The following is an 18,018-nucleotide window of genomic DNA, read 5'->3' as shown; positions in this document are numbered from 1 at the left end:
TCCCGGATGGAGAGCAGCAGGGCCAAGATCGCGGGTCCGGCGATCGCAGCGGGCGCGGTCTCGATCGGTCTGGTCCTCATCGGCTCCTGCGGGATCGGCGGCGAGGACACCTACGTCCCGCCACCGCCGCTCAAGGACGGCCCGGCCGCCGCGGCCGTTGTCCGCGACGACGGTTCCAGCGCCACGGTGCCGCGCATCGTCATCCCGCCCTCGCCGACCTGGCAGATGGCGCCCGCCGGACCGCCGCGCAGGCCCGCCGGGTACAGCACGATGACCGTTCCGCCGGAAGAACAATCGGAGATCGGCGGCACCCCGTCCGAGCGCACCACGGCGCCGCGCACCGCCGCGCCCGAAACGCCGAGGGAAACCGAGGAACCGACGACCACGAGGCGGACACTCTCGGCCACGACACCGCCGCCCACCGAAGACGAGGAACCGACGGCCCGCCGCCCGACCGCGACACCGCGGTCGAACTCCTCTGGAGACGAAGACGAATAAGGCGGCGGCACGGGCGCTTTCGCCCGCACCGCCGCCCCGTTCCAGCGGTCCTACAGCTCCGGCAGGTCGTACTCGCCGACCCGGGCGCTGAGCACCTTCAGGTGGTCGAGATCGCCGCCGAGCGTCCGGCCGATCGCGGTGAGCCGAGCGACGTAGTGGCCGACCGGGTACTCCGCCGTGACGCCGATGCCGCCGTGCATCTGGATGGCTTCCTGCCCGACGTGGCGTGCCGCGCGTCCGACCTGAAGGCGGGCCCGCGAGGCGACCACCGGGTCGTTGACGCCGTCGGCCAGCGACGCGGTGACGTACAGGCTCATGCTGCGCGCCAGCTCCAGCGAGACGTACATGTTCGCCGCGCGCTGGGTCAGCGTCTGGAACTTCGACAGCGTGACGCCGAACTGCTTGCGCGTCTTCAGGTACTCGGTGGTCAGCCGCAGCGACTCCTCCATCGCGCCGATGGATTCGGCGCACAGACCGGCGTGCGCGTGACCGAGCGCGATCTGTACCGCCTCGGACGCGTCGGCCGTGTCGCCGAGCAGTTCGGCGCGGGCCTTCTCGAAGGTGATCTGGGCGCCGCGCTGACCGTCGACGGTGCGGAAGGTCTTGCGGGACACTCCTTCGCCGTCGGCGGCCACCAGGAACAGGCCGACGCCGCCGCCCGGCAGCACCGCGCTGACCACCAGCTCGTCGGCGCAATCACCGTGCGCCACCGGGTTCTTCACGCCGGTCAGCAGGTAGCCGTCGCCCTCGGCGGCGGCGCTGGTCGCGAGATCGGTGGACGGCCAGCGCACGCCGGGCTCCGCGTGCGCGAAGGCGAGCAGCTTCTCGCCGGAGGCGACGTCGGGCAGGATCCGCTGCCGCTGTTCGGCGCTGCCGACGAGACCGATCAACGCACCGGGCACCAGCACCGCGTCCAGCAGCGGCTCCGGCGCGAGGCGGCGGCCGATCTCCTCCAGCACGACCATGGTCTCCACCGGACCCGCGTCGACGCCGCCGTCCTCCTCGGCGAAACCGAGGCCGAGCACGCCGAGTTCGGCGAGCTGGCGCCACACATCGCGGCTCCAGCCCAGCTCGGTGTCGGTCACCTTCAGCCGGGACTCCGGGTCGTAGTTGCGGGCCAGTACGTCGCGCACGGTGTCGCGCAGCATGACCTGTTCATCGGTGAGTTCGAATTCCATGGTCAAGCCTCACAATCCGAGGATCGTGGAGGCGATGATGGTGCGCTGCACCTCGCTCGAACCTCCGTAGATGGTTGTCTTGCGGTAGTTGAGGTAGCTGGGGCCGCTGCGCTGGGCCCAGCCGGGGGAGGCGATGTCCTCCGCGTCGACCGGAAGCGCGTCCGGTCCCGCGATGTCGAGCAGCAGCTCGGTGGCGGCCTGCTGCAGCTCCGAGCCGCGCATCTTGAGCACTGAGGAGGCCGGGTTCGGCTTGCCCTCCGTGGAGTTCGAGACCACCCGCAGCTGGGTGAGCTCGAGCGCGAGCAGTTCGTTCTCCAGCTCGGCGACCCGCGCGGCGAACACCGGGTCCTCCAGCAGCGAGCCGGAGCCGGACTTGATCTGGCGCGCGTACTCCTTGGCGACACCGAGCTTCACCTTGGTGCGGCCGACGCCGGTGATGCCGGTGCGCTCGTTGCCGAGCAGGAACTTGGCGTAGGTCCAGCCCATGTTCTCCTCGCCGACCAGCTGATCGGCGGGCACCCGCACGTTCTCGAAGAAGACCTCGTTCACCTCATAGCCGCCGTCGATCAGTTTGATCGGGCGGATGGTGACGCCGGGGCTCTTCACGTCGAACAGCAGGAAGGAGATGCCCGCCTGCTTCTTCGGCGCGTTCGGATCGGTGCGGACCAGGCAGAAGATCCAGTCGGCGTACTGGGCGAGCGTGGTCCAGATCTTCTGGCCGTTGACGATGTAGGAGTCGCCGTCGCGCACCGCGGTGGTGCGCAGCGAGGCCAGGTCCGAACCGGCGTCCGGCTCCGAGAAGCCCTGGCACCACCAGATGTCGAGGGCCGCCGTCGCGGGGAGGAAGCGCTCCTTGATCTCCTGCGAGCCGAAGTGCGCGATGACCGGGCCGACCATCTGGGCGTTGAACGTCAGCGGCTCGGGCACCGAGGCCAGCTGCATCTCGTCCTGCCAGATGTGCCGCTGCATCGGCGTCCAGTCTTTGCCGCCCCACTCCACCGGCCAGTTCGGCACGGCCAGGCCGTTGTCGTTGAGGATCTTGTGGGCCGTGACGACGTCTTCGCGGGAGAGCTCATGGCCGTACTTGACGCGCTCACGGATCTCCGCGGGGATCTCGGTGCGGTAGAACTGCCGCAGCTCGTCGCGGAAGGCCACCTCGTCGGGGGAAAGGGATAATTTCATACGCAACTCCCGTTGTGTCTCGTACTTCCGAGTCAAACCTACCCCGCGGTAAACCGCCACTGTCGAGTGGATCACATTCGCGGTCCGGTACGCAGAAGACGTCGCCGACATCGGTCCGCGGGCGGCCGCGCAACCCGTCCGCGACCGGGCGGATCTCGCTCGGGCCACTCGGCGGCGGTCATGTCGAACTGGTACGTTGCTGCCCAGGGTCGGGAAGCCCCGGGTTCGTATTCGAGGAGAATTAGGTGAACGGCAGAACCTTCGCACGCGCGGCCGCGACTGTGACCTCCCTCGGCATCGGCGCGGTTCTGACCTTCGCCGGGCCCGCCGCCGCGGCGCCGGACGCGTCGATCGATCAGGCCGTCACCCACCTCACCGAGCGAGCCGGAACCGACCAGGCCGCACGCGCGGGCGTCGAAGCGCTCGGCAACTACACCAAGCTCGTCGACGTCGCCCAGCTGCGCGACATCGCGGGCAACTGGGCGCCCTTCGCCTACGCCGCACCCACTTTCGGCTGCGGCACGCACGGCCCCATCACCACGATCATCGCGGCGGGCACCACCGAGGGCGTCAACCCGAACCAGGGCGCGAACCCGGAGCCGGGCACCCTGCGCTTCAGCGCCACCCCGTCGCACACTGGCGCCCCGCTCACCTCCGGACTCGTCGTGGCGTGGGTCAACGTCAACAACGGACGCAGCGGGCTCGACCCGCTCGACGACGTCACCGAGTTCAACCTGCCGACGCTGTCCAAGACCGTGCACAGTGGACCCGGCACCGTCATCGCCTCGATGTGGGGCATCATCGGATATCCCGGTGCGCACTGCGTGATGACGCCGACCGTCGGCACCTTCGTGGTCCCCGACGCACCGGCCCCCGCGCCAGCCGCACCTGCTCCGGCGCTTCCCGCACCGAACCCCTAGATCCGACCGAACGTCACCGCCAGTCGGCCCACCGCGCCGAAGGTCACCCTCGGTCGGTTTCACCCGGCACGCAGATCGGGTGAACGAAGGTCACCTCCAGTCGGTCTGGCCGGATGAAGGGGACCTTCGGTCGGTTGGGGCGGCACTCAGCCGAGCTTCGCGAAGAACGCGCGGATGTCGGCGACGTGCGTCTCCGGCACCTCCATCGCGACGAAGTGGTTGCCGGTGTTGCCCTCGGGCCAGTGCGCGATGACGTTGTCCTGCTCGGCGAGTCGCCGCATGAGCGCGGAGCCGCCGCCGTAGACGCCGGTCGGAACCAGCTTCTGACCCGCGGGCCAGACGAAACCGTCCTTTCCGAGTCCGTTGTACATCGGCCAGGACGAGGTGCCCGCGGTGGCGGTGAACCAGTACAAGCTGACGTTGGTCAGCAGGTGGTCGGGGTCGATCGCTTCCTCCAGGTGATCGACCAGTGGCGTGAACTCCTGGAACTTCTGTACCTGCCAGGCCAGCAGCCCGACCGGCGAATCGTTCCACGCGTGGGCGAAGGTCTGCGGCGCGGCGCGCAACAGCGTGTGGTGGTCGACGCCGCCGGACATCCACTGCTGCATGAGATCCCATTCGGTGCGTTCCTCGGCGGTCATGGTCGGCACGTCCGCCGCGGTCGGCATGCCGATGCCGCCGTCGAGGTGCACGCCGACCACCCGATCCGGCGCGGCCAGCGCCATTTCCGGTGCGACATACGCGCCGAGGTCGCCGCCCTGGACTCCGTAGCGCCGGTAGCCGAGGCGATCCATCAGCTCCACCCACATCCGGGCCAACCGGCCGGTGGTCATCTCGTCCGTCGGCGCAGCGGAAAACGCGAAACCCGGCACCGAGGGCACCACGACGTGAAACGCCTGCGCGGGGTCGAGGCCGTGCGCCCTCGGGTCGGCCAGCGGACCGATGGTCTTGGTGAATTCGACGAACGAATTGGGCCAGCCGTGGGTCAGCAGCAGCGGAAGCGCATCCGGCTCGGGCGACTCGACGTGCACGAAATGCACGTCGAGACCGTCGATTTCGGTGATGAACTGCGGAAGTTCGTTGAGCGCCGCCTCCTGCGCGCGCCAGTCGAAGCGGGTGCGCCAGTGCTCGGCGAGCTCGCGCAGGTAGTCGACCGGGACGCCGCGATCCGAGCCGGGCAACTGCGCCGACCAGCGGGTGCGGGCGAGCCGGTCGTTCAGGTCGTCGATCTCGGCCTGCGGGATGTCGATGCGGAAGGGGCGGATGGGGTTCGTCATGAGAACAACGCTAGAAGTCATATAGGACCATCCATGTCCTAGTTTTCTGGAATTCTGGAATTCGTGAACGACACCCGGGCTCGCCTGCTCCGACTGCTCTCGCTGTTGCAGACCCCGCGCGAATTCTCCGGCAGCGAACTGGCCGAACGTCTCGGCGTCACCGACCGCACCGTGCGCCGCGACATCGACCGGCTGCGCGAACTCGGCTATCCGGTGCAGGCAACCATGGGGGCGACGGGCGGCTACCGACTGGTGGCGGGCGCGGCCATGCCGCCGCTGCTCGTCGACGACGACGAAGCTGTCGCCCTCGCGGTCGGGCTGCGGGCGGCGGCGGGATCCGCGGTCGCGGGCATCGAGGAGGCGTCGGTGCGTGCGCTCGCCAAGCTGGAGCAGATCCTGCCCGCCAAGTTGCGCCGCCGCGTGCGCGTCCTCGGGGCGGCCACCGCGACGCCCGCGCACGACGGACCGACCGTCGACCCGGAAGTTCTGAGCACCCTCGCTGCGGCCGTAACCAACAGGGAGCGAATACGTTTCGTGTACTCGGGCGGTAGTGGCCGACGGCATGTGGAGCCCGTCGGCCTGGTTCCGATCCGCCGCCGCTGGTATCTCCTCGGCCACGATCTCGACCGCACGGACTGGCGGGTCTTCCGCGTCGACCGGATCGAACGTCCGCAACCCACCGGCGCACGCTTCACCCCGCGCCCGCTACCCGCCGACTCTCCTGCCGACTACGTGGCGGGCCGCCGAACCGATTGGGGCGCATCGGCTTACCGGGTGCACGTCACCATCTCCGCGTCGGTCTCGCGCGTGGCGGGCCGTCTCGGCGACGACCCGGGCGAGCTGACTTCCCTCGACGACGGCAGTTGCCGTCTGACCGCCACCCGCGACGACTCCCCCGAATGGTTGGCCCACCGCCTGCTCGCTCTTGGCGTGCCCTTCCGCGTTCACGCATCGCCGGAACTGACAGAGCAACTCCGCGCCATCTCGTCTCGGATCGAATCCGCGCTCCCCCGAGAGTCCTAGCCGGCGGGCGCGGGGGTCAGGCTGCCATCGGCGATGGTCAGGGCTCGGTCGGCCAGGCGATCGATCACCTCGGGTTGGTGGCTGATGAGGATCATGGACAAGCCGGTGGTGCGGAGGGAGTCCAGGAGATCCAGGACCGCGGTTCGGGCCTTCGCGTCGAGGGAGGCGGTGATCTCGTCGCAGATGAGCACCGTGGGGGCGGCGGCGAGAGCGCGGGCGATGGCGACGCGCTGCTGTTGACCGCCGGAGAGCTGGGACGGTCGCCGGGAGAGCAAGCTCGGGTCGAGGTGCAGTGACTCGAAGAGACGCAATGCCTCTGTGTACGCGGTCTTTTCGTCGAAACCGCGCAGCAGGCAGAGGGTGCGGCGGACCTGTCTGCCGACAGAGTACGCGGGATTCAACGAGGTCGCCGGATTCTGGAAGACCAGCTGGATGGCCCGACGCTCCTCGATCGACCGCCGATCGACGCCCGCGGGCAGACGTCGGCCCGCCAATTCGATGGTTCCTGAATGCGGTTCGCACAAACCCGCGAGCACCCGCGCCACCGTGGTCTTGCCCGCCCCGGAGCGTCCGGTGAGTGCGAGGCACTCCCCCGCGCCCAACTCGAAGCCGACCCCGCTCAGAACGGGACGGCTGCGCCCGTGCCGGACCGTCAGCCCATCGACCCGCAACACCGCAGGCCGCATCGGACTCATCTCGACCTGGCCAGCCGACTTCTCCAGTGGCAGCGCTGAACTCGCATCGCGGTCGGTCGACAGGTCGCCCTCCGAGCCGGCGACGCGCGACAACAGGGTCGGACTCACGTCGTCCTCGACGGGCAATTTCTTCAGCGGCAGTGCTGGACTCGCATCGCGGTCGGTCGACCGGTCGGCCTCCGCGCCAGCGACCGGCCGCAACAGCGTCGGACCCACATCGACCTCGAGGGACGACTTCTCCAGCGGCAGTATTGGACTCGCATCGCGGTCGTTCAGCCGGTCGACCTCCGCGCTGGCCACAGGCAGGAATAGGCCGGTCCCGAGTTCAGGACGTGCGGGCTCGGCCGACCCCGGCGAGCGCAGTGGCGCGAAGCGGATGAGGCGACCACCGTCGAACTCGGCGACGTCGTCCACGATCGAGGACAAGCCGGGGAGGTCGTGGGTGACGACGAGGAAAGTGGTCGCGGTGTCCCGGCGGATCGTGCGGAGGGTGTCGAGGAGATCCGTGCGGGTTCGCGTGTCGAGTCCGGTGGTTGGTTCATCGAGGACGATCAGGGCTGGATCGCCGAGGAGCGCCATCGCCAGGAGTACGCGTTGTTGCTGGCCGCCGGAGAGTTGATGTGGGTAGCGGCGCTGGAAGGAGCGGTCGGTGGGGAGACCCACTCGGCGCAGGGCCGCGGCGACATCGGTCGGGGTGGATCCAGCTCGAACACGGCCGATTTCACGTATCGAGGTGCCGATGCGCAGGGCGGGGTTGAGTCCCGCGGACGGGTCCTGCGGCACGTAACCGACGGTGCGGCGGCCGGTGGCCGCTGGTGTCGTGATGACGCCCGTCGCCGACATGCCCTCAGGCAGCGCGCCGAGCACGGCCAGCGCGAAGGTCGTCTTGCCCGCGCCGGATGGACCGATGACCGCGAGTCCGCGGCCCCGGTCCACCGCGAGCGTCACATCGTCGAGCACGACACGGCCGCGTGCGTCGCGGACGCTCAGCCCGCGCACCGCGACGCCGTCGCCGGGCGCCCCGATGACCGGTTCGACGCGCCGCTCGTCCCCGCCGAGCAATCGATCCACCAGCAGGTTCACCGAGACGACCAACGCCATCACCATTCCGGCGGGCGCGAGCACCGACCACGGCGCGACCGCGAAACCCGGTCGGTTCTCCGTGATCATCAACGCCCAATCCGCCGAGGGCGGGCGCAGACCCAAGCCGAGGAACCCACTCACCGCCACCATCGCGATGGCTCCCGAGACGCGAATTCCCGCGTCCGCCAGCACAACCGAGCGCAGATTCGGCAGTACCTCGACCACCGCGATTCGCCACCACGGCTCGCCCCTGGCGCGCGCGGCCTCCACGTACCCCCGCGAAGCCAGGTCGAGCACGGCGGTGCGCACGATCCGCGCGATCCACGGGGCCGAGGCCGCCGCGGTGGTCACCACGATCGCCCAGGGACCCGGACCCATCGCGGTCGCGACGACCGCGAGCAGCAGGAACCACGGCACGATCACCACGGCGTCGACCGGACGCATCACCCACGGATCGGCGCCACGTCGCAACCCGGCGAGCAGACCGAGCGCCAGCCCGATGACGTACGCGGTCACCAGCGCGAGCGTCGCGATCGACACCAGCGGAACCCCGCCGTGCAGGAGCCGCGAGAGCACATCGCGACCGACCACATCGGTGCCGAACGGATACCGCGCGGACGGGCCTTGGAACGGACGACCCACCGGCGCGGTCGCCGAATGCGGGGCGAGCAGCGGCCCGAGAACCACCGTCGCGCCGACCAAGGCCAACGCCACCGCGGGCGGGATCGCGCGACGCGGGATCACGACCGCCCGCCCAACACCACGTGCCGGGCCCGCGGGCTGACGGCGAGGGTGAGCAGATCGGCGATCAGATACACCACCAACCCGACGCCCGCCATCAGCATCGCGGCCGACTGGACGAACGGAAAATCGCGCGCCGAGATGGCGCGCAGCAATTCCTGAGACAATCCCGGATAGGCGAAAAGCGTTTCCACGACGGCGATTCCACCGATCAGTCCGACGATCGACCCGGCGAGCGGATGGATCGACGCGGACACCGCGTTCGGCGCGACGTGCCTGGCGAGCAGCCGCCACCGGCCGACCCCGTTGAGCCGCGCCGTCTCGATGTACGGGCTGGCCATCACGTCGGCGGTCTGCGCCCGAATCACCCGCACCGGATGCGGACTCGCACCGATCAGCAGACAGAGCACCGGCAGGACGAGCACTTCCGGTCGCTGCCACGCACTGACGCCGGTCGGCAGCAGCGAGACCGCCGGCAGCAGCCGAAACGTCAAAGCGACTGTCGCGACGAGGATCACGCCGGACACGAACGATGGCAGCGATTCGGCGACCAGGGTCGCGGCGCTGACGGCACGGTCCAGCCGGGAGCCCGGCCGCGCGCCCGCCGCGAGCCCGAGGCACAGCATGGTCGGCACCAGCAGCGCCGTCGTCGCGACGGCGAGGACCGCGCTGTTGCCGAGCCGACCCAGCAAGACCTCGCCGACCGGACGCCCCGAAACCAGCGAGGTACCTAGGTCACCGCGCACGAAATCGCCAGCCCAGTCGAGGAATCGGATCGGAGCCGGACGATCGAGGCCGAGTTCGGCTCGGACGGCGGCGAGTTGTTCCGGCGACGGATCGCCGCCGCCGTCGCGACTGAGCACGACGGCGGCCGCGTCCGAGTCCAGCGCCTCGAACAGTCCGAACACCACCAGCGCGACGACGAACAGCACCCCGATGCCGCCACCGATCCGGCGCAGCAGATAACGGGTCACGAGCGCCGCCTACGACGCCAGCCAGGTGGTGGCGAAGTTCGCCCAGTCGTCGGTGCCCGGCACGCCGTCGCGGACGCCCCGCACCCGATTGCGCGCGGCGTCCGGCCGCTTCGCGAAACTGTGCAGGATGTAGCCGCCTTCCTGCCAGAGTTCCTCTTGGAGTTCGAAATACAGCTCGCGACGCCGCTGTTGATTCATCTCGGCGCGCGCCGCGGCGAACTTGGCGTCCCACGCCGGGCGACGCCAACCGGTGCCGTTGCTCGGCGAGGCGCTGGTCATGGTCTGACCGTAGAAGTAGTCCAGACTGTAGTTCCACCAGCCGATATGGGTCAGCGGCTGCTTGCCCGAAACCCGGGAGAAGTAGGTGTCGGCGGGGACCGTCTCCAGCCGGATCGTGATACCCGCGGCCTTGGCGTGCTCGGCGAAAAGCGTTGCCGATTCGACCATCCCGGGAATCGCGTCGGCGGTCTGCAAGGTGACGGTCAGGTTCTCCTTGCCCGCTTCCTTCAGCAGTTGCCTGGCCCGCTCGGGGTCGTAGGTCCGCTGCGGCAGGCTGTCGTTGTAGAAGGGCGCGCCCTTGCCGTAGATGTCGTTGCCGACCTCGCCGTAGCCGTAGTACACCGAGTCGACCATGGCCTGCCGATCGACCGCCAACCGCATGGCCTGGCGGACCCGCACATCGTCGAAAGGCGGTTCGTCCACGCGCATTTGGAAGGCGCCCATGAGACCCGCCGGTGGCGTGACGACGTAGGCGTCCGGATCGCTGTCCAGCGACCGCGCCTGTAGATACGACATCTCCTGCACCAGATCCACTTCGCCGGAGAGGAAGGCGTTCATCCGCGCCTCGGTCTCGGCGATCTGGATGATCTCGACCTCGTCCAGGTGCACCGGACCGTCCCAGTATTTCTCGTTGCGCCGCAACAGCGTTCGGTCGCCCGGCGACCACGAGCGCAGCGCGAACGGACCGGTGCCGACCGGGAGGGTCCGCTCGTCGAACACCGTGCTGCCGTCCTTGACGACGTAGCAGTACCACCCCGCGAGCACCGAGCCGAAGTCCGCGATCGGCGTCTTCATCGCGACGACGACGCCGAGATCGCCGTCGGCCCTGGTACGGGCCATGTCGACCACCGCGAGGTCGCCGGAGGACTGCTTGGCCGGGTCGAGCATGCGCTCGAAGCTCCACAACACATCCCGCGCGGTCAGCGGCGTGCCGTCGCTGAAGACGACGCCGGGGCGCAGGGTGATCCGCCATTCGCTGCCGTCCGCGTTGGGCTCCAGCGACTGCGCGAGCCGGTACCGCAGGGTGAGGTCGTTGTTGTAGGCGACCAGCTTGTCCCACACGTTCTTGGCGACCGCGCCGCCCGCGGAACTGCCCGCCCGGTGCGGGTCGAGCACGTCGACGCTCGCGGCGCGTCCGGCGATCGCGGCGCGCAGCCGGCCGCCCGCGCGCGGCGGGCCCTCCGGTACTCCGGTCGATCCGTCGGTCCCGCAACCGGTGAGCACACCGATGCCGCCGAGCGCGACGAGACCCGCCGCTCCGGCGCCGCGCAGCAATAACTCCCGGCGGCCAAGCGGCCGTCGGGATCCTGTCGAGTTGTCCATGCCATCCTCGTGGAGAGTCGTCCCGATACATCCGACGCGGGTGTCCTGGCTCCCGGATCGACGCGCACCGCCGGCCTTCCAACCCGGGCAGGTCGTGGCCATGAATCGGCGGATTGCTCCTCGGTGACAGTTGCGGGACAGCCCCGGATTCACACCGGTGTTCCCCGCGTCGCCGTTGGACGATACCGCCGGGCGCCGACGTGCGGCTTCCCAGCTTCCGCGGCCCGAGGTCCAATCACCGCGCCCCAGACCACCGTTGAACAGCCCCCAACCAGTGCCGCACGCTGATCGCCAGACAGTTGCGCATAGGCCACGCGTCGACGAATCGACGGGAGAGAAATGGCGGTTGTGAAGGCGTGTCGCACCGCCATTCGACTCCCATCGAATCAATTTCGCTATCGACGGGAGAGAAATGGTGGTCGAGCGGGCTCACTGCGAGCCGAGGGGGTTGCGTCAGGGGGCCAGCTGGATGCGCAGGACCGCGCCGCGCTCGGTACCGGCGAGGAGTTCGCCGGGACGACCGGGGACGGCGACGACCGACGTCATCGGTTCGGCCGAGAGGACGCGGCAGGACTGGCCGCTCGGATCGATCCGGACGAGCTGGCCGGACAGCGTGGTCACGTAGACCGCGCCCGCCTCGTCCACCAGCAGGTCGTCGGCGAAGTCGGGGACGCCGGGGAGCGCGGACGTCAGATCCGTGAGGACGGTGCGGCGGTCCGGTTCGGTGACCGGGAAACGCAGGACCCGCCCGAGCGGTCCGCCGTTGGAGGTCAGGTACACCGTGCCGTCGTGCACGGCGATGCCGTTGGCGTTCAACTTTGCTCGCTCGGTCCAGCCCGCGTCGACGACGCCGTCGCGGCCGACGCGGATCACCCCGGTCGCGGAGGCGACGTAGAGCGAACCGTCGGTGTCGAAGGCCGCGCCGTTGGGCATGGTGAAGCCGGACGCGAAGATCTCCGGGCGCGGTTCGGCGGCGGCCGGATCGAAACGGACGACGCCGCCGGGGCGCACGACGCTGGTCGGCGCGTCGCCGTACACGACGTACATCAGCCCGTCGGGTCCGAGCCGGACGGCGCCGGGAAACTCCACCGGGACCGTGGCGGTCAGCCGCCCGGCGTCGTCGTAGCGCTGCACCTCGTTGCGGTATAGCCGGGAAACCCATAGGTTGCCCTGCCGGTCGTAGCCGAGGTTCTCCGCCCAGTCCAGCACCGGGACGGCGGCGGGCAGCGCGGTCGCCGAGGTGGCGGGCGCGCAAGCGGGGCCGGGTTCCGCGGTCGCGCCCGGCGCGGCGACTCCGGCGCAGGCCAAGGCGACGGCGAGCGCGGGAACGGCGCGGCGCAAGAGCGCGGGCAATTCGACGACGGACACCTGGGACCTCCTGATCGGGCACCGCGAACGCGCGCAGTGTAACCGCCCTTTCACCGGAATGGTGAAGTCCCATGAAGTGCAGAAGGTTTGGCACTATCAGTGCATGCTCTACTTCGACGGCACGCGCGGCAGGCTGCACTATCGGCGCTGGACGGTCGACCACCCCGAGGCGGTGGCGATGCTACTGCCCGGTATCGGCCAGCACAGCGGCCACTATCACCGGTTCGCCCGGCTTCTACGGTCGATCGGTATCGAAGTGTGGGGATTGGATACCGCGGGACACGGCCTCAGTGAAGGCGACCCCGCGCATCCCGGCACCCTCGCCGAGCTGGTCGCGGACGCGACCAGACTGGTGGACCTGCTGCGCGTCGAACTGCCGGACACGCCGCTGGTGCTGATGGGGCATTCGCTCGGCGCGGTCACCGCGCTCGGCATGCTCGGCGCCGCGGTCCCGGACGCGAGCACGGCCACCGACCTGAACGCCGTCGAGGCGAACTTCCCGACCGTTCCGAGCATCAGCCCCGGCACGCTGACCGGTCTGGTGCTCTCGGCCGTGCCGCGCCGCGCACTCGGCAGCGGTCTGCCCGGCGCTCCCGGCACCCCGCTGCCGTCCGGCCTTCCGATCCTCGCGGTGCACGGAACGGAGGACCGTCGCGCCCCGATCGATGCGATGCGGGTCTGGACTGCACGCCACGAATGGGTAGATTTACGCGAGTACGCCGACGCCGGGCACGATCTGCTGCACGAGCCGGTGCACGCGCGAGTCGGCGCCGACATCGCGGACTGGACGCAGCGCGTCGTCGTGGGGTTGGCACGGCACGCGTGAACCGAGTACGGCCGCACGACGCGGCACGATGAGGAGACAAGGGGGACGGGGCGGTGCAACCACAAGACAGCGCGGCGCGACCGCGACTCGCGGCACTGAACCAAGCGGTCGACGAGGGCAGGCTCTGGATCGACGGCGTGCTGGTCGCCGACGGCGCGCACGAACGGTGCGCGCGGCGCTACGAGCAGCTCGCCGACGAGGTCGAAGCGCAGATCGGTGTGCTCAGCGCGGCCGTATCCCTCCCAGGCTTCGGCGGTTTCGCCTCCGGCGCCGCGCTACGGCGCGGTTTCGAGGACAAGGCCGAGGGCGCGATCGCGCGGCTGCGCGACTACGCCGACTCGGCGCGGGCGCTGGCCCAGACCTTCCGCGCCGCGGCGATGGCCTACACCGAGGCCGACACCGAACTCGCGGCCGCGGTCGCCAGGGTGGACGCGACGGGAGCCGCGCATGCGTGAGATTCCGTACCAGACCGAACGCGCGCCGCACACCCGCGTCGACCCGGCCTACGCGCCGAGCGTCGAGGTCTTCGACAACCTCACCCACCAGGAAATCCACGGCAAGGTACAGCTGCTCGACCCGGCGGTGCTCAATGCCGGTCAGCAGGCCTGGCAGACCTCGGCGACCGGCCTGATCGAGTCGGTCGCGGAGGCGCACAACGAGATTCGCTCCACCATCGCCGACGGCTGGCGTGGCGGCGCGGCGCAGACCGCCGCCGACGCGGTGCGCGATTTCGAACAGCGCGGCCAGCAGCTCGCCGATGTGATGGCGGCGGTGGCGCAGCGGCTCGGCCAGGCGGGCGACGCCGCCGAGACGCTGCGGTCCGCGGTCGGTTCGCCGTCCGGCGCCGAGCCGGATCTGTCGGCCGCACTGCTGGATCCGAATCAGGCGACCGGCAACATCACCACCCAGAAGACCACCGAGCACGACCGTCAAGACGTCGTGCAGGCCATGGACACCATCTACGCCAACGCGTTCCTGCAAAGCGGTTCGGGGGTTCCGGCGTTCCCGGACGACGCGCCGATCGTGCCGACAGGCAATATCCCGGGCGCTAGCACGCCGGGCACTGCGTTGGGCCTCCCGGTGAATACCGTGGAAAACCCTGAAGCCCAACCGGTTTCGACGCTCACGTCGACGCCCGCGCCGATCGGCGAACCGGAACGTGAGACCGAAAACGAACCGGAGCAACGACCGGCCACCGACACAACGCCCGCGACGGTGACCCCGGCCTCCGCCGTACCGATCACCGCCCCGCCCGCCACCGACACGACGCCCGCCGCGGCCAAGCCCGTCACCGTCGCGGCCGACGCGCCGTCCGCCGCCACAGCGGCGCCGACGGATCGCGCACCGCGCCAAGCTCTTTCGGCTCCCGTTGGCACGGCCTCCACCGCCCTGACCGGCGCGACACTGCCCGGCAGCGGAACGACATCCGCCGAGGACGAGCGCAAGCGCGAGGAACGGCGCAGGGACGCCAACAGCGAGGCCGTCACCGGCATGGGCGCGGGCGCCGTCGGCGGGCTCATGGGCGGCGCGCTCGCCGCGGCCGACAACACCCGGCACGGTTCCAGCGTCGCGTCCAAGGCCGCGGCCGCCCGTGCCGAGGACGAGGACGACGAACTGCACTGGGTCGACGACGATCTGACCTTCCTCGAACCCGCGGACGAAACCGGCGAGTTGATCGGCGAACTCGATCCGACCACGCCACCGGTCGTCGGCGAATGGACCGAGCTGGAGTGAACTGGACGCTGACCCCGGACCAGTTCGCCATGGCCTGGGAGCGCACCGACGGTGACCGTATTCCGTACCCGCTGGCCGTTCGGCTCTCGGCACGCGACTCGGTGGAGCGGGCGGCGCAACTGCCCGCGCTGCACGCGTGGTGCGAGCGGACGCTGGACGCCGATCTGGAGGCCGCGCTGCGGCTGCTGGCGCGGCCGACGGTGCGGGTCGAGGTGTTCGGCGAGCACCGACCGACCAACCGCGCCGCCGCGCCGGACGACGAATACCTCACGGACGCGGCGGAATTCGCCATCGGCGCGGCCACGGGGCCGGGGACGGCCGCGCCCGACACCGACGCCGCGAAGCCCGTGCGCGTTCTCGGCGTCGCCTCCGGCAACGTCGCGGTGGTCGCCGCGCAACGCCCTGGCCCCACACCCGACCGCGGCGGCGACATCCGCCTGTTCGTCGGCAGCCCGAAAAGCCTTCCGGCCCGGGTGATCTCGATGCTTCCGGAGAACCCGCCCGGCACCGTGGCCCGGCTCAGCTCGCCGCTGTCACGGGTCAAGGAGGACAGCCGCGATCTGGTGACCGTTCCGGTCTCGGGTCCGTCGGCGCCTGCGCGGATCCGCCGCCTGCTCGCCCGTCCGCGCGACGGCATCGGCCAGATCGTGGTGTCCATCCGCCGCGCCGAGGAGCTGAAACCGTTCGGGGTGCTGTGCTGGATCGACGTCGCCGAGGACGGACGCTACGCCGTCCGCACCGGCGCCGACGTGCACATCGCGCCGGTGAACGCGGAGACCTTCGCCGCCCACCTGCGTCCGATGCTGACCGCGGCCGAGAAGACGACCGCGCGATCCGAGCGGTGGTAGCGGCCCGGCGCTGGTAGACCTGTAGCCGTGCCACTCTACGAATTCGAAGGCAAGCGACCGCAGGTCGATCCGACGGCGTTCGTCGCGCCGACCGCGACGCTGATCGGTGACGTGCGGGTCGAGGCGGGCGCCTCGATCTGGTACGGCGCGGTGCTGCGCGCCGACCTCGCCCCGATCACCATCCGGGAACGCGCCAACATCCAGGACAACGCCGTGCTGCACGTGCCGCCGGACGTGCCGATGGAGATCGGTCCCGGTGCGACCATCGCGCACAGCGTGGTCTTCCACGGCGCGTCCGTCGGCGCGGAGGCGATCGTCGGCAACGGCACCACGGTGCTGGACCTGGCCAAGATCGGCGCGGGCAGCATGATCGCCGCGCATTCGCTGGTGGCGCCGGGCACCGAGATTCCCGACGGCGTGCTCGCGGCCGGTTCCCCCGCGGAGGTGAAGCGTCCGATCGAGGGCACCCAGGCGCAGATGTGGGTGCAGCTGAACCCGGGGTTCTACGCCGAACTCGCGCAGCGGCACCGCAAGGGCATCAGCGAAGTCGGCTGATCGGTTCAGCCGCACCGCTCAGTTCAGCAGATCGGTGACCTCGTGGTCGGCGAGCTGGTGGAAGTCCCGATAGGCGACGCCGACGCCGCCGAGGCTGCGCGGCACGAACGGACACACCACCTCGTCGGCCTCGGCCTCCACCCGGCGTATCGCCTCGATGGAGGACACCGGAACGCCGACGACGACGCGCGTCGGCTGGTGCAGGCGCGCGACCCGGCAGGCGACCACCACGGTCGCGCCGGTCGCCATCCCGTCGTCGACGATCACCACGGTGCGCCCGGCGATCGGCACCGGCTTCGCGTCGCCGCGCAGCACCTCCCTGCGCCGCTCGAGCTCGGCGCGCTCGGCCTCCTCGATCGCCGCCAGCCTGCGCTGGGTGACGCCGGTGTGCGCGAGCACGTCCGAATTGAGCACCCGGACCCCGTCCTCGCCGATCGCGCCCATGGCCAGCTCCGGCTGCCACGGCACGCCGAGCTTGCGCACCAGCAGGATGTCCAGATCGCCCCCGATGATCTCGCGCACCGCCGCGGCGACCGGGACACCGCCGCGGGGCAAGCCGAGCACCAGCGGCTTCGACGCGCGCAGGTGTTCCAACTGGGCACCAAGCGCGCGACCGGCGGCGGTCCGATCGGCGTAGATCATCGATTCGAACGCTACTCCGGTGCGCGCTCGGTGATCGCGAATCGGCGCAACGCCAGGCTCGGGTTGGCGGTCCGCACCGTCGCCAGGTGCGCGAGGTCGACGTCCGCGGTGAGCACGCCGGGTTCGTCGCCGAGCTCGGCCAGCACGCTGCCGGTCGGATCGACGATCATCGACGCGCCCGCGCCGCGCGGCGCGCTCTGGTCGGCGGCGAGCACGTACACCGTGTTCTCGATGGCCCTGGCCCGCAGCAGCGTCGTCCACTGGTCCACCTTGGCCGGGCCGGGGATCCACTGCGCGGGCAACACCAGCGCCTCCGCCCCCGCGGCGGCGATGCGACGGAAACCCTCGGGGAAGCGCAGATCGAAACAGGTCTGCACGCCGAAGCGCACGCCGTCGACCGCGAAGATCGGCGGCGCCTCGATCGCGCCGGGCTCGACCACGTTGGATTCCACATAGCCGAAGGCGTCGTAGAGGTGCACCTTCCGATACCGCGTGATGAGTTCGCCGTCGGGCCCGAACACCAGCAGCGTGTTGCGAATGCGGTCCGCGCCAGGAGCCACCTGCTCGACCATGCCCGCCACCAGATGCACCGCGAACTCCTTGGCGATCGCGCCGAGTCCGGTGGCGAACGGGCCGGTCAGGGGCTCGGCGACGGCCACGACACGTTCGTCGAGCCGGGTCACGGCAAACATCGAGTATTCGGGCGCGACCACCAACCGCGCGCCGCGGCTCGCGGCGGTCCCGACGTGCTCGCGCAGCGCGGCGAGATTGCCCGCCGGATCCTTCCCGGGGGCGAACTGGACGACCGCGACGGCCACCGGAGAAACGGACTGATCCTGATGTTCGGGCGCGTCGTTCAGTTGCATAGGTCT

The 18,018-nt window shown here is 70.3% G+C and carries 17 protein-coding genes and 1 riboswitch; of the genes, 8 read left to right on the top strand and 9 right to left on the bottom strand.

What is annotated here, in order from left to right; genetic code table 11:
* Positions 1-6 precede the first annotated feature (6 nt).
* Positions 7-498 carry a hypothetical protein gene (locus FB390_RS12100; protein WP_141809037.1) on the top strand — a complete coding sequence of 164 codons (492 nt, stop codon included), beginning with the start codon at positions 7-9 and terminating at the stop codon, positions 496-498.
* A 50-nt stretch (positions 499-548) separates the two neighbouring features.
* On the opposite strand, the gene FB390_RS12095 is transcribed toward FB390_RS12100, so the two are convergent.
* Both FB390_RS12095 and FB390_RS12090 read right to left on the bottom strand, forming a co-directional pair.
* The gene (locus tag FB390_RS12095; protein WP_141809036.1) at positions 549-1,676 is read right to left on the bottom strand and encodes an acyl-CoA dehydrogenase family protein; all 1,128 of its coding nucleotides are present in this window, start codon (positions 1,674-1,676) and stop codon (positions 549-551) included.
* Between the two features lie 9 nt (positions 1,677-1,685).
* A complete protein-coding gene (locus FB390_RS12090; protein WP_141809035.1) occupies positions 1,686-2,858 on the bottom strand; it encodes an acyl-CoA dehydrogenase family protein in 1,173 nt (390 codons plus the stop codon).
* A 245-nt stretch (positions 2,859-3,103) separates the two neighbouring features.
* Between FB390_RS12090 and FB390_RS12085 the strand changes: the two genes are divergently transcribed.
* Entirely contained in the window at positions 3,104-3,778 is a 675-nt protein-coding gene (locus FB390_RS12085) for a hypothetical protein (protein WP_141809034.1), read from the top strand.
* Between the two features lie 146 nt (positions 3,779-3,924).
* Here the strand turns inward: FB390_RS12085 and FB390_RS12080 are convergent, their stop codons facing one another.
* Positions 3,925-5,055 (bottom strand): epoxide hydrolase family protein, encoded by a 1,131-nt coding sequence (locus FB390_RS12080; RefSeq protein ID WP_141809033.1) that lies wholly within the window; start codon positions 5,053-5,055, stop codon positions 3,925-3,927.
* A 63-nt stretch (positions 5,056-5,118) separates the two neighbouring features.
* Here FB390_RS12080 and FB390_RS12075 point away from each other — a divergent pair, with 63 nt between their 5' ends.
* Positions 5,119-6,078: a helix-turn-helix transcriptional regulator gene (locus FB390_RS12075; protein WP_141809032.1), complete on the top strand. Its 960-nt coding sequence runs from the start codon at positions 5,119-5,121 to the stop codon at positions 6,076-6,078.
* Here the strand turns inward: FB390_RS12075 and FB390_RS12070 are convergent.
* The 4 genes from FB390_RS12070 to FB390_RS12055 all read right to left on the bottom strand — a co-directional run bounded on the left by FB390_RS12070 (position 6,075) and on the right by FB390_RS12055 (position 12,541).
* Entirely contained in the window at positions 6,075-8,600 is a 2,526-nt protein-coding gene (locus FB390_RS12070; protein WP_141809031.1) for an ABC transporter ATP-binding protein/permease, read from the bottom strand. The two genes, FB390_RS12075 and FB390_RS12070, sit on opposite strands and share 4 nt — an antisense overlap.
* Positions 8,597-9,571, bottom strand: a complete 975-nt coding sequence (locus FB390_RS12065; RefSeq protein WP_221639247.1) for an ABC transporter permease — start codon at positions 9,569-9,571, stop codon at positions 8,597-8,599. Before FB390_RS12065 ends, FB390_RS12070 begins: the two co-directional genes overlap by 4 nt.
* 9 nt (positions 9,572-9,580) lie before the next feature.
* Positions 9,581-11,173 (bottom strand): ABC transporter substrate-binding protein, encoded by a 1,593-nt coding sequence (locus FB390_RS12060; protein ID WP_141809030.1) that lies wholly within the window; start codon positions 11,171-11,173, stop codon positions 9,581-9,583.
* A 19-nt stretch (positions 11,174-11,192) separates the two neighbouring features.
* Positions 11,193-11,378, bottom strand: a riboswitch (cobalamin riboswitch).
* Between the two features lie 248 nt (positions 11,379-11,626).
* Positions 11,627-12,541 carry an SMP-30/gluconolactonase/LRE family protein gene (locus FB390_RS12055; RefSeq protein WP_141809029.1) on the bottom strand — a complete coding sequence of 305 codons (915 nt, stop codon included), beginning with the start codon at positions 12,539-12,541 and terminating at the stop codon, positions 11,627-11,629.
* A gap of 103 nt (positions 12,542-12,644) precedes the next feature.
* Between FB390_RS12055 and FB390_RS12050 the strand changes: the two genes are divergently transcribed.
* From FB390_RS12050 to FB390_RS12030, 5 genes are read left to right on the top strand one after another with little or no spacing between them, the layout of a single operon-like run.
* Positions 12,645-13,367, top strand: coding sequence for an alpha/beta hydrolase (locus FB390_RS12050; RefSeq protein WP_141809028.1), 723 nt, complete (start codon positions 12,645-12,647; stop codon positions 13,365-13,367).
* A gap of 53 nt (positions 13,368-13,420) precedes the next feature.
* Positions 13,421-13,822 carry a hypothetical protein gene (locus tag FB390_RS12045; RefSeq protein WP_141809027.1) on the top strand — a complete coding sequence of 134 codons (402 nt, stop codon included), beginning with the start codon at positions 13,421-13,423 and terminating at the stop codon, positions 13,820-13,822.
* Positions 13,815-15,101: a WXG100 family type VII secretion target gene (locus FB390_RS12040; RefSeq protein WP_141809026.1), complete on the top strand. Its 1,287-nt coding sequence runs from the start codon at positions 13,815-13,817 to the stop codon at positions 15,099-15,101. Before FB390_RS12045 ends, FB390_RS12040 begins: the two co-directional genes overlap by 8 nt.
* Positions 15,083-15,949 carry an ESX secretion-associated protein EspG gene (locus FB390_RS12035; protein ID WP_246123983.1) on the top strand — a complete coding sequence of 289 codons (867 nt, stop codon included), beginning with the start codon at positions 15,083-15,085 and terminating at the stop codon, positions 15,947-15,949. The genes FB390_RS12040 and FB390_RS12035 overlap by 19 nt, the downstream gene beginning before the upstream one ends.
* A gap of 27 nt (positions 15,950-15,976) precedes the next feature.
* A complete protein-coding gene (locus FB390_RS12030) occupies positions 15,977-16,504 on the top strand; it encodes a gamma carbonic anhydrase family protein (protein ID WP_097244868.1) in 528 nt (175 codons plus the stop codon).
* An 18-nt stretch (positions 16,505-16,522) separates the two neighbouring features.
* Here the strand turns inward: FB390_RS12030 and FB390_RS12025 are convergent, their stop codons facing one another.
* Complete coding sequence (locus tag FB390_RS12025) at positions 16,523-17,146, bottom strand: phosphoribosyltransferase (RefSeq protein WP_141809025.1); 624 nt, start codon at positions 17,144-17,146, stop codon at positions 16,523-16,525.
* Between the two features lie 11 nt (positions 17,147-17,157).
* Entirely contained in the window at positions 17,158-18,012 is an 855-nt protein-coding gene (locus FB390_RS12020; RefSeq protein ID WP_141809024.1) for a carbon-nitrogen hydrolase family protein, read from the bottom strand.
* Positions 18,013-18,018: the final 6 nt, after the last annotated feature.

Origin of the sequence: Nocardia bhagyanarayanae (genome assembly GCF_006716565.1) — a bacterium.
GTDB classification, from domain to species: Bacteria; Actinomycetota; Actinomycetes; order Mycobacteriales; family Mycobacteriaceae; genus Nocardia; species Nocardia bhagyanarayanae.
This window is presented reverse-complemented; position numbering and strand designations above follow the sequence as displayed.

Coding starts and splice junctions, on each gene's coding strand:
- FB390_RS12025 (WP_141809025.1), bottom strand. CDS start 17,146: ATGATCTACGCCGATCGGACCGCCGCCGGTCGCGCGCTTGGTGCCCAG.
- FB390_RS12080 (WP_141809033.1), bottom strand. CDS start 5,055: ATGACGAACCCCATCCGCCCCTTCCGCATCGACATCCCGCAGGCCGAG.
- FB390_RS12060 (WP_141809030.1), bottom strand. CDS start 11,173: ATGGACAACTCGACAGGATCCCGACGGCCGCTTGGCCGCCGGGAGTTA.
- FB390_RS12090 (WP_141809035.1), bottom strand. CDS start 2,858: ATGAAATTATCCCTTTCCCCCGACGAGGTGGCCTTCCGCGACGAGCTG.
- FB390_RS12020 (WP_141809024.1), bottom strand. CDS start 18,012: ATGCAACTGAACGACGCGCCCGAACATCAGGATCAGTCCGTTTCTCCG.
- FB390_RS12050 (WP_141809028.1), top strand. CDS start 12,645: ATGCTCTACTTCGACGGCACGCGCGGCAGGCTGCACTATCGGCGCTGG.
- FB390_RS12100 (WP_141809037.1), top strand. CDS start 7: ATGGAGAGCAGCAGGGCCAAGATCGCGGGTCCGGCGATCGCAGCGGGC.
- FB390_RS12035 (WP_246123983.1), top strand. CDS start 15,083: ATGGACCGAGCTGGAGTGAACTGGACGCTGACCCCGGACCAGTTCGCC.
- FB390_RS12095 (WP_141809036.1), bottom strand. CDS start 1,676: ATGGAATTCGAACTCACCGATGAACAGGTCATGCTGCGCGACACCGTG.
- FB390_RS12040 (WP_141809026.1), top strand. CDS start 13,815: ATGCGTGAGATTCCGTACCAGACCGAACGCGCGCCGCACACCCGCGTC.